Source organism: Flavobacterium sp. ZB4P23, assembly GCF_003970375.1.
Classification (GTDB): Bacteria; Bacteroidota; Bacteroidia; order Flavobacteriales; family Flavobacteriaceae; genus Flavobacterium.
The window spans coordinates 158,580-173,506 of the sequence record NZ_RYDK01000005.1; the positions used below are offsets into that span (position 1 = coordinate 158,580).

The window sequence follows — 14,927 nt, forward strand, 5'->3', positions numbered from 1 at the left end:
TTTCTATTTATGCTGTCGGGCTATCCGCGCTACTTCGGTAGCTTGCTGCTATCCCTCATGCAAATCCCGGATAATATTATTTATGAATATCAATTAATCTAAATTTTATGGTACAATACCGTCATAGTTAAAATGTGCCGCAAAAAAACAACTGACATTTATACCTCACAAGAGGCCATTAAAATTGTGTAGCAAACAGCGAATTAAAACCAATAAAAGGGATCTAAACACCAAAAAAAAAGCCATTCGAATCAACGAATGGCTTTTCAGTTTTATAAAAATAAAATTAGATTTTAAATCTTTTTCTATCCGTTTCTGTCAAATATATTTTTCTCAAACGAATCGATTTTGGAGTTACCTCAACATATTCATCTTTTTGAATGTACTCTAAAGCTTCTTCAAGAGAGAAAATAACTGGAGGAATAATTCTAGCCTTATCATCATTTCCTGATGAACGAACGTTAGATTGTTTTTTCTCTTTAGTTACGTTGACACACATATCATCGCTACGGGAGTTTTCTCCAATTACTTGACCTTCGTAAATTTCATCATTAGGATTAACGAAGAATCTACCACGATCTTGCAATTTATCGATAGAGTAAGGAATCGCTTTTCCTTTTTCCATAGAAATCAATGACCCTTTGTTACGTCCAGAAATTTCTCCTTTGTAAGGCTCATATCCTATAAAACGGTGTGCCATAATAGCCTCACCAGCTGTAGCAGTAAGCAATAGGTTACGCAATCCAATGATTCCACGAGACGGGATATTGAATTTTATGATCATACGCTCCCCTTTAGTTTCCATACTCAACATTTCTCCTTTACGGAAAGAAACAAACTCTACCGCTCTTCCAGACAAATTCTCTGGTAAGTCGATTGTCAATTCCTCAATTGGCTCACATTTTTTGCCATCAATTTCTTTGATGATAACTTGTGGTTGCCCAATTTGTAACTCATACCCTTCTCTTCTCATTGTTTCAATAAGAACAGACAAGTGAAGTACTCCACGACCAAAAACCATGAACTTATCCGCTGAATCAGTTTCACCCAATTTCATCGCTAAGTTTTTTTCCAATTCTTTATTCAACCTGTCTCTGATATGACGAGAAGTTACAAACTTACCTTCTTTCCCAAAGAAAGGAGAGTCATTGATGGTAAATAACATACTCATCGTTGGCTCATCAATAGTAATTGTTTGTAAGGCTTCCGGATTTTCAAAATCAGCGATAGTATCCCCAATTTCAAAACCTTCAACTCCAATAATTGCACAAATATCTCCAGCAATTACTTCTTGCACTTTTTTACGACCTAATCCTTCAAAAGTATGTAATTCTTTAATACGTGATTTCATGATTACACCATCTCTTTTGCACAAAGAAATCTGCATTCCTTCTTTCAAAACACCTCTTTCTAAACGACCAATAGCGATACGACCTGTAAAAGCAGAGAAGTCTAATGAAGTAATCAACATTTGAGGAGTTCCTTCTGATACTTTAGGAGCCGGTACATTAGCAATAACCATATCTAATAATGCTTCCACATTATCAGTTACGTTTTCCCAATGATCAGACATCCAATTGTTCTTAGCTGATCCGTAAACTGTTGGAAAATCCAACTGCCACTCTTCTGCTCCTAATTCGAACATTAAGTCAAAAACTTTTTCATGCACTTCTTCAGGAGTACAGTTTTCTTTATCTACTTTATTAATAACAACGCATGGTTTCAAACCAAGGTCTAGTGCTTTCTGTAATACAAAACGAGTTTGTGGCATAGGCCCTTCAAATGCATCTACTAGTAGACAAACGCCATCAGCCATATTCAATACACGCTCTACCTCTCCACCAAAATCGGCGTGACCAGGAGTATCAATAATGTTGATTTTTGTTCCTTTGTATACTACAGAAACATTCTTTGAAGTAATGGTAATACCTCTTTCACGCTCTAAGTCGTTGTTGTCAAGGATTAAGTCACCTGTATTTTCGTTATCGCGAAATAACTGACAGTGATACATAATTTTATCAACCAAAGTTGTTTTACCGTGATCGACGTGGGCAATAATTGCAATGTTTCTAATAGATTCCATCTGTGATTTTTAATGGGTGCAAAGGTACACTTTATTTTGATATAAAAAATATTTATGTAATAGTTTACATATTCTTAACGCATTAGACACAGAAATAGGTCTTTAAAAAAATCACGAAAAATAAGTTATTATGTTGTTTAATAATTCACAAATAATTATTTATATTTGAGTAATGAAAAGTAAAACCAATCAAATAATTATCATTTACATTGTAATTTCAATGTTTGTAGCAACCATTAGTCATAAATTATTACAACCTTTTATTTCTGATTCAAACCACCAATTTTACACTTTCACAAAAGACATCTTATACATATTTTTAACCGGAATAATTTTCAAACTCATTTTATCAAAAAATGACACTCGAAACATATCCATTTTTGAAAAGCTGAAAAACACAAATGATGAAATAAAGGAATCGAATGAACAATACCATATTGTAGCAAAAGCGACAAGTGATACTATTTGGGATTGGAAAATACAAGAAGACAGCTTTTCTTGGAACAAAGGTATTGAAACTGTTTTTGGCTATAAAGAATACGAAGTTGGTAATAGTTCAAAATGGTGGTTTGATAAAATTCACCCCGAGGACAGTATTAAAATGTCTGTCAAACTCTACTCTTTTATCGAACAAAAAACCGAAAACTGGCAAGATCAATACCGTTTTAAATGCGCTAACGATTCCTATAAGTATGTTCTTGACAGAGGTTTTCTCTTGAAAGATGAAAATGGGAAAGCCGTTAGAATGATTGGAGCCATTCAAGACATCACAAAACAAAAAGAAGAAGAACAAAGACTAAAATTGCTAGAGACTGTTATTATTCAATCAAAAGATTCCATCATCATCACCGAAGCCAATTCGATCGACGGAAATATCCCAAATATCACCTACGTAAACCCGGCTTTTTCAATCATGTCAGGATACAATTCCGAAGAAAGTATAGGAAAATCTCCAGAACTTTTTAATAGTCCCAATTCAGATTACGAGGAATTAAAAAAACTGATAGCCGCTATACAAAATAAAGAAGAGTGCATTATTGAAACCATCAGCTATACAAAAAACAAAAAAGAATACTGGGTACGCTTCTCCATGATACCAATATACAATACTGATAACGAACTTTCACATTGGATCTCCATCCAGAGAGACATCACTGATGAAAAAAAACAAGAAAAGGAAAAAGAACAGCTTATTCGAGAGCTAACACAAAATAACAAAGATCTAAAACAGTTTTCGTACATTACTTCACACAACCTTAGGGCTCCATTATCAAATTTGACAGGACTTTTGAACTTAATCGAAGACATTCCTATTGATAATCCAGAGTTAAAAGAAATTTTATATGGCTTCAATAAATCTACGCATTTATTAAACGAAACCATTAATGACTTAGTCAAAGTAATCATCATCAAAGACAATCCATCAATCAAAAAAGAAGCAGTACTTCTTCAAGATATTTTTGAAAATGTGTTCAATCAACTCAACTTTCAAATTGAATTATACAAACCCATTATAAAAATTAATTTTGAAAAAGTTTCAATTATCAACATCAATAAAGCGTATATAGAAAGCATTTTACTAAACCTATTAACCAACGCTATAAAATACAAATCCGAAAATAGAAAACTAAAAATAACAATCACAACCAGCGAAATTGACGACACAATTGTATTAATTTTCAAAGACAACGGAATAGGCATCGATCTGGAAAGAAACAGAGATAAAGTTTTTGGCCTTTACCAGAGATTTCATAATTATCCGGACAGCAAAGGATTAGGGCTCTATTTAGTAAAATCTCAAGTTGAAACTATGGGAGGAACAATTAATATTGAAAGTGAAGTCAATAAAGGAACTATATTTACATTAACTTTTAAAAATAAATAATATGTTAGATACAATTTTATGTGTTGATGATGACCCAATAACACTTATGCTATGCAAAAAAGTAATCAACAAATCATCCTTTTCTAACGAAATAATTACTTCTCAAAATGGCGAAGAAGCGCTGAAATACTTCAATACTATCAGACAAAATAATGATGACAAACACCACCATCCGCAATTAATTTTTTTGGATCTAAATATGCCCGTAATGGGAGGATGGGAATTTCTGGATTATTTTAACAGCCCGGAGTTTTCAGATTTTAGTGCTATTAAGGTAATTGTACTTTCTTCTACAATTGATCCGGAAGACTTAGAAAAAGCAAAAAAATACCCCATGGTAATTGACTTTTTATCAAAACCAATAACCCTATCTATGCTTGAATATTTAAAGAATAAGATTAGCTAATATTACCCATAAAAAAAACTCCCATCCTAAGAATGAGAGCTTTTTATTTATATAAAATAAATTGTTTTAATTACAATTTAGCAACAAGCTTCGTTAATTTAGATTTTAAATTAGACGCTTTGTTATCATGAATGATATTCTTTTTAGCTAATTTATCAATCATAGAAATCACGTTTGATAATTTAGAAGTAGCATCTACTTTATCAGTCGCTATTCTTAATGCTTTTATAGCATTACGAGTAGTTTTATGTTGGTATCTATTTAATACTCTTCTCTTTTCGTTACTTCTAATTCTTTTTAGAGCTGATTTATGATTTGCCATTTTATTATGTTTTTATCTTTTACTATATTTTTGTAGTCCGTAAGGGAATCGAACCCCTGTTACCAAGACGAAATCTTGGCGTCCTAACCCCTAGACGAACGGACCATTATCCCCTAAGTTTTATCAATTAATCAAAATTGAATTTGTAGCCCGTAGCGGAATCGAACCGCTCTTACATGGATGAAAACCATGCGTCCTAACCGATAGACGAACGGGCCATTTTCCCTCTGAGTTCGGGATCACTTTAACCTGCAAAAAAAATAGTAGCCCGTAGCGGAATCGAACCGCTCTTACATGGATGAAAACCATGCGTCCTAACCGATAGACGAACGGGCCCTGCTTCTCTAATGCGGATGCAAAAATACAACTATTTTTGAAACGTACAATAGTACATGCAAAAAAAATTATTTTTTTTTAATATGCCTTCGCAAACAGTACTCGGCCTACTGAGTTTTCACCAGTAAAAACGCAGCTTCCCGCTTCTTCTATTCGGTCTAAAGGGATGCATCTGATGGTTGCTTTCGTTAAGTCTTTAATCTTTTCCTCAGTTGCTGCAGTTCCATCCCAATGTGCTGATACAAAACCTCCTTTCGCATCTAAAACCGCTTTGAACTCTTCAAAACTGTTTACCTCAGTAACATGTGTATTTCTATATTGCAATGCTTTTTCAAATAATTCTTTTTGAATTTGCGCTAGTAAATCGTTGATATACGTTTCAATTCCATCTTTAGAAACGACTTCTTTAGTCAATGTATCTCTTCTTGCAACCTCAAAAGTTCCATTTTCTAAATCTTTAGGACCTACAGCAATCCTAACCGGCACCCCTTTTAATTCCCATTCTGCAAATTTAAAACCAGGCTTTTGAGTGGTTCTGTTATCATATTTGACAGCGATTTGTAATTTTCGCAAAGCCACAGTCAAAACAGTTACTGCTTCAGTTATTGCCGCTAATTGTTCCTCTGTTTTATAAATAGGAACAATCACGACCTGAATAGGCGCTAAACTAGGAGGCAATACCAGGCCTTGGTCGTCTGAATGCGTCATCACTAATGCCCCCATCAAACGAGTAGAAACACCCCACGAAGTTCCCCAAACATACTCTTGCTTTCCTTCGGCTGTAGCAAATTTGACATCAAATGCTTTAGCAAAGTTTTGCCCTAAAAAATGTGAAGTCCCCGCTTGTAATGCTTTACCATCCTGCATCAACGCTTCGATACAATAGGTTTCTTCTGCTCCGGCAAAACGCTCGGTTTCAGTTTTTATTCCTTTTATAACTGGAATTGCCATAAAATTCTCGGCAAAATCAGCATACACATGCATCATTTTTTCTGATTCTTCTACCGCTTCTGTTTTAGTAGCGTGAGCGGTATGCCCTTCTTGCCATAAAAATTCTGCGGTACGCAAAAACAATCTCGTTCTCATTTCCCAGCGCACCACATTTGCCCATTGGTTAATCAGTAATGGCAAATCTCTATACGATTGTACCCATCCTTTATAAGTAGACCAAATAATAGCTTCACTTGTAGGACGTACAATTAATTCTTCTTCTAATTTTGCATTGGGATCCACCATTAGTTTACCAGGTCTGTCAGGATCGTTTTTTAATCGATAATGGGTAACAATAGCACATTCCTTAGCAAAACCTTCTGCATTTTTTTCTTCGGCTTCAAACATGCTTTTAGGAACAAATAGAGGGAAATATGCATTTTGATGTCCGGTTTCTTTAAACATTCGATCCAACTCCGCTTGCATTTTTTCCCAAATTGCATATCCGTAAGGCTTGATAACCATACACCCCCTCACCCCTGAATTTTCGGCTAAATCGGCTTTGACAACCAACTCGTTATACCATTTTGAATAATCTTCCGCTCTTGTAGTTAAGTTCTTACCCATGTTTTATATTTTGGCACAAATTTTGTTTAATATTTATTTAACTAATAATTACGCAAAACTAACTATTTTTGTATTGTCCAACAATAAAAACTCCACATATATGAAAACTACCCCTTTTTCCGCCCCGAACACATCAATATATTATACGATCAGTTTTTTAACACTATTGTTGGCCTCTTGCAGCTCTTATCAAAACAGTTCGTACTATGATTCTGACGGAATATATGGTAACACTTCCTACAAAATTACTGAACGAGAACCACAAAATGATCCAAATAACCAATATACTGCGTATTTCAATTCACTTCAAAACAACTACCAATCCAATGAAATTTTTACAGATGTAGATACTTACAGTGATTATGATTTAGAAAATGACACTCTTCAGGAAAACTACACTACTTATCCTGGATGGGGAGGTAATGCGCAATCCGTAAATGTCTATGACAACGGATGGGATATGAATAACTGGTACGGAAACAATTGGGGTATGAACAATTGGGGCATGAATAACTGGTACGGAAACAACTGGGGATTTAACGGTGGTTTTGGATGGGGAATGAGCATGGGATTTGGGTGGAATAACTGGTATGGCAACAATTGGGGATGGAACAACTGGTATGGAAACAATTGGGGATGGAACAATTGGTACGGTAACGGCTGGGGAAACTATGGAGATGGTCAAAACAATGTCAATTATTCTTCTAATGCAGGCCGAAGAGGGTCTTCCTATTCCAATTCAAATACGATAAACAACACCAATCAAACAAGCAGAGAATATTCCCGAAACCAAACCAATACCACTATTGGCAGACGAACTAATAACGCCAACTTTAGAAACAACACCACTGATTTGCGACGAAACGCAACGAATAGCATCAACCGAACAAGTCCTACATTCTCTAGGAATCAAGGTCAACCACAAAACAGTTCGTACAATACTCCCAGAAGAAGATCCGATATAAACAATGTGCGCAATCAAAACAATGCGCCTTCACGATCTTTCACACCAACAAGAAATGACAACAACAGCCCGTCGTCTTATAGCCCTAGTTCAAACATGTCCAGATCTAATAATTCAGGTGGCGGAAGATCTGGTGGTAGTGGTGGTGGTAGATCATCTGGCGGTGGTGGAAGAGGTGGAAGAGGATAAAAAATAGTGCGGAACCATCCTTTTTGATAAAAATTAAATATCCCAACAAAAAATGAAAAAACACCTATATTTATTACTCGCTGGCTTATCGTTTACCGTAGCCCAATCACAAGAAATTTCTGATGCACTTCGGTATTCACAGGACAACTTAAATGGAACAGCCCGTTTCAGAGCCATGAGCGGTGCTTTTGGAGCGCTTGGGGGCGACCTGTCATCTATCAATGTAAACCCTGCTGGTTCAGCGGTGTTTACCAATAATCAAATGGCTGTTACATTGACAAACTTCGATACTAAAAACAATTCAAATTACTTTGGCGGGACAGCAACAGAGAAAGAAAACTCCTTTGATTTGAATCAAGCAGGAATTGTATTTGTTTTTAATACCAGAAACCCAAACAGCAAGTGGAGAAAAATTTCCTTGGCCATAAATTATGAAAACGCCAATAATTTTGATAATGGGCTGTTTTCAGCAGGAACCAATCCAAACAATTCTATAGCTAATTATTTTTTGAGTTATGCCAATAATGGGAACGGCGGTGCTCCAGTTCCTCAAGATTTTGTAAACACAAATCCGGGAGAATCTATATCCCAATTGTATTCTTTCTTGGGTAGTAATCTTCCAAATGGTCAATATCCAAATTTAAGTGGCTTCGCAGCTCAGCAAGCTTTTTTGGGATATCAAGGTTATGTTTTAAATGCCGCAGACGAGTCCAATAACAACTCTACTTTTTTATCCAACGTTCCTGCTGGAGGAAATTATTATCAAGAAAATTCCGTTTACAGTACGGGATACAACGGAAAATTATCCTTTAATGCAGCAACCTCTTATAATGACCAATTTTATTTTGGACTAAATTTAAATTCTCACTTTACTGATTTCAATAAATCGTCTAGCTTTTACGAAGACAATAGCAACCCATTAGGCACTAATGATCAAATCACAAGAGTACAATTTGACAATGATCTTTATACTTACGGATCGGGATTTTCATTTCAAGTAGGTGCTATTGCAAAAATTACTAACGAAATTCGATTTGGTATGGCATATCAATCTTCTACATGGTATACTTTGAACGACGAGCTGTCGCAAAGGTTAATTACGGTAAGCGGCAATTCAACCGGTGAATTACCGCAAGATGTGGTAGACCCGCAAGTGGTTAATGTTTACGAGCCCTATAAATTGCAAACGCCAAGTAAGTTGACCGGGAGTTTTGCCTACGTATTTGGAAAATCTGGATTAATCAGTATCGATTACGCTTTTAAAGATTACAGCGACACCAAATTTAAACCTGAAAACGATCCCTTATTCAGAACCTTAAATAATGACATGAATGAATTGCTCAACGTTACCGGAGAGTTAAGAATAGGTGCCGAATATAAAATTAAGGCATTAAGTCTAAGAGCAGGATACCGGTACGAACAAAGTCCGTATAAAAATGCCGTAACCGTGGGTGATTTAACTGGGTATTCCGCAGGTTTAGGATATAATTTTGGATCTACCAAACTGGATTTAGCCTATTCCTATGCCAAAAGAAATTCCCAACAAGGTTTTTTTAACCAAGGATTCACTGATGGAGCAAGTATAGATGCTATTAACAACAATGTTTCTTTGACACTATTGTTTGAGTTGTAACGTCCTGAAAAATGAATTAGAAAAATCCGTTTCGTGATTGTGAAACGGATTTTTTTTAGCCCTGATGGCAGTGAAAATCCTCCCGATTATTTTCGGGAGATTACTTCCCCTAGTAGTCATTTTTATAGGAGTTCAGTGAACTTTGTTTGTAGCGTACAGCAGGAATAGCTCCTTAAAAAGTGTAAAAGAAACAGAAACAAGTTCCGTTTGAATAAAAAAGTGTAATTTTGCAAAATTCCCAAATTATCGGGATTCTAATGTTATGAGAACGAAGTCTTTAAAAAAGAATAAAATAAACGTGATCACTCTTGGGTGTTCAAAAAATGTATATGATAGTGAAGTGCTTATGGGTCAGCTACGCGCAAGCGGCAAAGACGTTACGCATGAAGCTCCGGAAGCCGAAGAGGGAAATATCATTGTAATAAATACCTGCGGATTTATTGATAATGCCAAGGCCGAATCTGTCAACATGATTCTGGAATATGCGGACAAAAAAGAAAGAGGATTAGTTGATAAAGTATTTGTTACTGGATGTCTGTCCGAGCGTTACCGACCTGATTTAGAAAAAGAGATTCCAAATGTGGATCAATTTTTTGGAACTACAGAGCTACCACAATTATTAAAAGCCTTGGGAGCGGACTACAAGCACGAGTTGCTTGGAGAACGACTGACTACAACTCCAAAAAATTATGCCTATCTAAAAATTTCCGAAGGTTGTGACAGACCATGCAGTTTTTGTGCAATACCCTTAATGCGAGGAAAAAACGTTTCACAAACAATTGAAAAACTGGTAAAAGAATCCGAAGGTCTAGCAAAAAATGGCGTTAAAGAATTGATCTTGATTGCTCAGGATTTGACGTATTACGGATTAGATATCTACAAAAAAAGAGCGCTTGGAGAACTACTGGAAGCTTTAGTTAAAGTAGAAGGAATTGAGTGGATTCGTTTGCATTATGCTTTTCCAACCGGTTTTCCTATGGATGTACTGGAAATCATGAAACGCGAACCTAAGATTTGTAATTACATTGATATTCCGTTGCAACACATTTCAGATTCAATTTTGAAATCCATGCGTCGCGGAACAACGCAAGCAAAAACAACAAAATTATTAAAAGAGTTTCGCGAAGCAGTACCTGGAATTGCAATACGCACCACTTTGATCGTAGGATATCCCGGAGAAACACAAGAAGATTTCAATATATTGAAAGACTGGGTTCAGGAAATGAAATTTGATAGAATGGGCTGTTTTGCTTATTCTCATGAAGAAAACACACATGCCTATTTACTGGAAGATGATGTTCCAGATACTGTAAAACAAGAGCGCGCCAATGAGATTATGGAGTTACAATCACAAATTTCATGGGATTTAAATCAGGAAAAAGTAGGTCAAACGTTCCGATGCATCATCGACAGAAAAGAAGGTGGCCATTTTGTAGGCCGAACTGAGTTTGACAGTCCAGACGTAGACAATGAGGTTTTAATAGATGCATCAAAACATTATGTAAAAACAGGAGAGTTTGTGATGATCAAAATTATCGAAGCAACGGAATTTGATTTGTACGGAGAACCGGTATAATTTTTTAAACGATTTTTTAATATTTTAAAATGCTACATATGAAAACAATTCAATCAGTACTAGTGATCACATTTGTATTATTATCAGTCCACACCATTTCAGCACAATACGGAAACGGCGGTTATAATAATGGATATGGAAACGGGAACGGTTACGGAGGAAATCGTAGGATGAATAGCGGAATGGATCAAACCAGAACTCCTGAAAAACCTAAAGAAATTCCTGTTGAAGTTTCAGTTGCTAAAATAATGGAAACTATAAAACCGGAACTTAATCTGGATGAACTCCAAGTGGTAGCAATGTCTAATATCTTCATTGAAAGCTTCAGAACTCAAGGAATGCTTCTAAAGGCAGAAACCAGTCAGGAAGATAAAATTAAAAACATCGAGGCACTATCTGAAGTTACCGATAGAAAATTAATGGCATTATTAAATGAAGATCAGAAGGAAAAATTCATTATTTTAAAAAAAGAGCAGAAAAATCCAAAAAAATCAAAGTCTAAAAAGAAATCGAAATAATCGTTTTTTTATTTCATTATAAAACTCAAATCCTAATGAGAAATATTTTTTATACCCTATTTTTCGCCCTTGCTATTGCTGCTTGCTCCACAAATCCATACAAGAAAACTGAAAAGGTATATGACACCAAACTCAAAACATTAAAAAAAACGATTTCTAATAAGGATCCTAAACCCCTTCCGGTTGTTCCTCCGGTTGAATTAAACAGAGATACATTATACACGCAGCAATTACATACCTATAAGGATACTATTTTCAAAATGGGATCTACGTTTTTGGAGAATGGAATCAATACAAAATGGATTGGTACCGTCAATTTTAATTTACGCAAGCCTAATTTTATCATTATTCATCATACAGCGCAAGATTCATTGCAACAAACCATAAATACATTTACAAAAACAGAAACTCAGGTAAGTTCCCATTATGTAATTTCAGATGATGGTAAAGTCGTGCAAATGCTGAATGACTACCTAAGAGCCTGGCATGCCGGAAATGGCTCTTGGGGAAAAAATACGGATATTAATTCAGCTTCTATAGGAATTGAACTCGACAATAACGGATCCGAAGTGTTTTCAGAATCACAAATCAATAGCTTATTAGCCCTTCTAACTAAGTTAAAAAAAGATTATAACATTCCTGCTCAAAACATTTTAGGTCATGCGGATATTGCCCCAACCAGAAAAAAAGATCCCAGCGCCTTATTTCCCTGGAAAATTTTAGCCGAAAAAGGTTTTGGAATTTGGCCTGATGAATTTCTACAAACAGCTCCTTTTGATTTTAATGTCGATCAGGGATTACGAATTATTGGGTATGACACTAAAAACATATCTGCTGCTATTATTGCTTTTAAACTTCATTATATTCAAGATGAAGTTACTGATGTTTTAGATGAGAAAACAAGAAATACCATTTATTCTATTTACAAACAACAATAGCAAAAGCCCCTAAAACAATCCTAAACGGTTTTTTGAATTTTCAAAGAGCCGTTTTTTGTGTCCAAAATTGAATAATTAATATTTCTCCAAACCACTGCCGAAATTATTAATGAGTACTGAAGTAAAACCAAAATCGGCATTAGTTTTTAGTCATACATTGGCACTCGTTGGGTGCAATTGTTCAAAACGTCAGTCCGAGTGTTTTTTGTGGAGTAAAACGGAACAAAGCATCTCGATACGCTTCGCACTTGAAGTGACGTGTATCGAGAACCGTTTTTAATACTAATTTTCTAGTTCTTGATATAATCCCGCCCAAAAGCGGGATCATTCGAACTGACGAAAATTTCCATCAAAAACTAATTACACCCAACGGGTACTTTAGGAAATTTTAAACAAAAAAACTGCCAAAATACAAAAGAGTATCCTGGCAGCAAAAAAAATATTGTTTTAAATACTAGAATGAATAGGTTGTAGCGAGCAGTGCAAATGCGGTCAAGACTTTTGGAGCAGCATCATTATTTGAAAAAATAGCTTCAGAGGCGGAGTCAAGTCTGAATTCCGGAATGATAGTCAAGTTACCAACCTTGTAGTTTAATGACAATGTATTCCCTATAACACTAGTTCCAGCAAGCAATCCCAGCGCAGGAGTTGCCTCTTTTGCATCTAAATATTCCAATCTGTATGTCAGACTTAGAGATTCTTTTATAGCAACATTTGCATAGCCTACTAACGCAAACCACTCTCCATCCAATGAACTGTCAAAGTCGTTATCAGTCATTGCATACGTACCATTAAACCCTAAGAAAAATGCGTCACTAAGTTTCTTTGTTCCAACGAAATCAAACTGCGTCTTATTTTCATCAGAAGCTGGATTACTACTACCAGATGTTACATTAAAAAAGGCGCTACCTGTGTCGCCCAGAAACGCAAGTTGCCCTATAAACGTTTTTTGAGTTGAGCCTGCATCAATAGTAGATTTAAAATCTGTAGGATTAGTAACTCCCGCCATAAAACTGAATTTTCCAGTAGTATATTGTGCTTTTACCCCTGTATTAAAAAAGGGTCCGTACGTAAAGGCATAGGACATACTGTAGTTTTTATTATCGACAGCATCCAATAATTCATATCCCAGATGAGTTCCAAAACTACCAGCAGTAACTTTGAACTTATCTGAAAATTCATATGTGAAATTTAATTGCTTAATCATAAAAGTTGCATTGGTATCATTATAAGTAAACTGAGCGGCTCTGTTACCAAAACCTAAATCTACAAAAACAGAACCTTTACCCCTTTTATGTGACGCTTCGATAGAAACCATTCCTAGTTCAAACGAGTTATGAGAATTAGTAAAACTTGTCAAACTGTTGTCTATTCCGGAAAAATCATATTTGTAATATGCATCTGCAGATCCCGCAAAAGTTGTTGCTGGAACCGCAGAGCTTTCTTGTGCAAATATAAAAGTTGTGGTTAGCAATACTGCTAAAATAGTTACTGTTTTTTTCATCTTTAAGGTGTTTTAATTAATAATACAGCTTGGTAATTATTTGGTTTTGGTTACTATTTAAAAAAATCAGAACTAAAATAATTGCTAAAAACATTATTTTATGCTGCTTTTGGTGTGAATTTTTCCCTAATCCTAAAGCGAATTTATTAACTTTTACTCCACTTAAATTACTATTTCCCACTTTTTTATCTTGTTTAGAAAAGAATTATCAATAACGAAAAATCAATAAAAAAAAATCATTATTCCATATTTTTACGAAAGTATTTTAAAAATTCAATAATTAAATTTTACAACACACCCCACTTTTTTTTGATTAAAATAAATTTAAAGTGCAAAAAATAGAATATTATCAATAAATAAACGCTGTAAACAACAACAACCCCCTATAAAAAAGACAGTTAAAAAAATTAAATGTTTTATATAAAATTTAAATAATTTTGTTTTTTATAGTTCTGCACTGTGTAACACAAAAAATTATCCTTTTTTTTTTAAGTCTAAGAAACGAGTTTCAATGAGAATTAAACAGTAACAAAAACCGTTTTTTCTATTTTTTCTTTTATGAAAATTTTAATGGTAACTCCCATTCAATTGTATTAAATTTATACCATGATTCGTAGCCTAATTAAATTAAATCTTCAAGTCCTTTTTGTTGCTTTTTCCGTTACATGGATTAGTGAGGCAGTTGCTGTTCTTGTCAATGATAGGAAATACGAATTATACGAAGTATCTAAAAATAATACGGAAGAAAGCAATTTCGAGAATAAACTAAAAACGCTTTTCATAGGTACCGTAGCCCTCCCAAATGCATTAGCATACGATTCCATTGTTCCAAACAGAATAAACGCTTTGGATTTATTCAAAGCAAAAGAGTCGCATTTAAAAAATTCAACTCCACCTCCGGAGTGTATTGCTTGATTCTATTATATGTTTCCTAATACACCAAAAGGAACTACACCTATATAGAGCCATTACACACTCGAGATATGATTTACTATCAATAGCAATCGAACTGTACT

The 14,927-nt window shown here is 35.0% G+C and carries 12 protein-coding genes and 3 tRNA genes; 8 read left to right on the forward strand and 7 right to left on the reverse strand.

Going from position 1 to position 14,927, the window contains the following annotated elements; translation table 11 throughout:
* Positions 1 to 286: 286 nt before the first annotated feature.
* Positions 287 to 2,083: a translational GTPase TypA gene (gene typA / locus EKL99_RS09950; protein WP_126456299.1), complete on the reverse strand. Its 1,797-nt coding sequence runs from the start codon at positions 2,081 to 2,083 to the stop codon at positions 287 to 289.
* A 172-nt stretch (positions 2,084 to 2,255) separates the two neighbouring features.
* Here typA and EKL99_RS09955 point away from each other — a divergent pair, with 172 nt between their 5' ends.
* Both EKL99_RS09955 and EKL99_RS09960 read left to right on the forward strand, forming a co-directional pair.
* Positions 2,256 to 3,968, forward strand: coding sequence for a PAS domain S-box protein (locus tag EKL99_RS09955; RefSeq protein ID WP_126460388.1), 1,713 nt, complete (start codon positions 2,256 to 2,258; stop codon positions 3,966 to 3,968).
* Position 3,969: 1 nt separating this feature from the next.
* Complete coding sequence (locus EKL99_RS09960) at positions 3,970 to 4,374, forward strand: response regulator (RefSeq protein WP_126460385.1); 405 nt, start codon at positions 3,970 to 3,972, stop codon at positions 4,372 to 4,374.
* Between the two features lie 70 nt (positions 4,375 to 4,444).
* On the opposite strand, the gene rpsT is transcribed toward EKL99_RS09960, so the two are convergent.
* The 5 genes from rpsT to proS form a co-directional block, all read right to left on the reverse strand.
* Positions 4,445 to 4,696: a 30S ribosomal protein S20 gene (gene rpsT, locus EKL99_RS09965; RefSeq protein WP_091166799.1), complete on the reverse strand. Its 252-nt coding sequence runs from the start codon at positions 4,694 to 4,696 to the stop codon at positions 4,445 to 4,447.
* Between the two features lie 33 nt (positions 4,697 to 4,729).
* Positions 4,730 to 4,801, reverse strand: a tRNA-Glu gene (locus EKL99_RS09970).
* Positions 4,802 to 4,842: 41 nt separating this feature from the next.
* Positions 4,843 to 4,914: transfer RNA gene (locus tag EKL99_RS09975), tRNA-Glu, on the reverse strand.
* 46 nt (positions 4,915 to 4,960) lie between these two features.
* Positions 4,961 to 5,032: transfer RNA gene (locus tag EKL99_RS09980), tRNA-Glu, on the reverse strand.
* A gap of 78 nt (positions 5,033 to 5,110) precedes the next feature.
* Positions 5,111 to 6,589 carry a proline--tRNA ligase gene (proS, locus tag EKL99_RS09985; protein WP_126554393.1) on the reverse strand — a complete coding sequence of 493 codons (1,479 nt, stop codon included), beginning with the start codon at positions 6,587 to 6,589 and terminating at the stop codon, positions 5,111 to 5,113.
* 100 nt (positions 6,590 to 6,689) lie between these two features.
* Here proS and EKL99_RS09990 point away from each other — a divergent pair, with 100 nt between their 5' ends.
* The 5 genes from EKL99_RS09990 to EKL99_RS10010 all read left to right on the forward strand — a co-directional run bounded on the left by EKL99_RS09990 (position 6,690) and on the right by EKL99_RS10010 (position 12,407).
* Positions 6,690 to 7,742 (forward strand): hypothetical protein, encoded by a 1,053-nt coding sequence (locus EKL99_RS09990; protein WP_126576878.1) that lies wholly within the window; start codon positions 6,690 to 6,692, stop codon positions 7,740 to 7,742.
* 52 nt (positions 7,743 to 7,794) lie between these two features.
* Positions 7,795 to 9,375 (forward strand): OmpP1/FadL family transporter, encoded by a 1,581-nt coding sequence (locus tag EKL99_RS09995; RefSeq protein WP_126576879.1) that lies wholly within the window; start codon positions 7,795 to 7,797, stop codon positions 9,373 to 9,375.
* A 262-nt stretch (positions 9,376 to 9,637) separates the two neighbouring features.
* Positions 9,638 to 10,951: a 30S ribosomal protein S12 methylthiotransferase RimO gene (rimO, locus tag EKL99_RS10000; protein ID WP_126460374.1), complete on the forward strand. Its 1,314-nt coding sequence runs from the start codon at positions 9,638 to 9,640 to the stop codon at positions 10,949 to 10,951.
* 38 nt (positions 10,952 to 10,989) lie between these two features.
* Entirely contained in the window at positions 10,990 to 11,469 is a 480-nt protein-coding gene (locus EKL99_RS10005; RefSeq protein WP_126460371.1) for a hypothetical protein, read from the forward strand.
* Between the two features lie 35 nt (positions 11,470 to 11,504).
* Positions 11,505 to 12,407, forward strand: coding sequence for an N-acetylmuramoyl-L-alanine amidase (locus tag EKL99_RS10010; protein ID WP_126554391.1), 903 nt, complete (start codon positions 11,505 to 11,507; stop codon positions 12,405 to 12,407).
* Between the two features lie 454 nt (positions 12,408 to 12,861).
* On the opposite strand, the gene EKL99_RS10015 is transcribed toward EKL99_RS10010, so the two are convergent.
* On the reverse strand, positions 12,862 to 13,911 hold the full coding sequence (locus EKL99_RS10015) for a porin (RefSeq protein ID WP_126568382.1): 1,050 nt from the start codon (positions 13,909 to 13,911) through the stop codon (positions 12,862 to 12,864).
* A 606-nt stretch (positions 13,912 to 14,517) separates the two neighbouring features.
* On the opposite strand from EKL99_RS10015, the gene EKL99_RS10020 reads away from it, so the two are divergent.
* Complete coding sequence (locus EKL99_RS10020) at positions 14,518 to 14,826, forward strand: hypothetical protein (RefSeq protein ID WP_126576880.1); 309 nt, start codon at positions 14,518 to 14,520, stop codon at positions 14,824 to 14,826.
* Positions 14,827 to 14,927 lie beyond the last annotated feature (101 nt).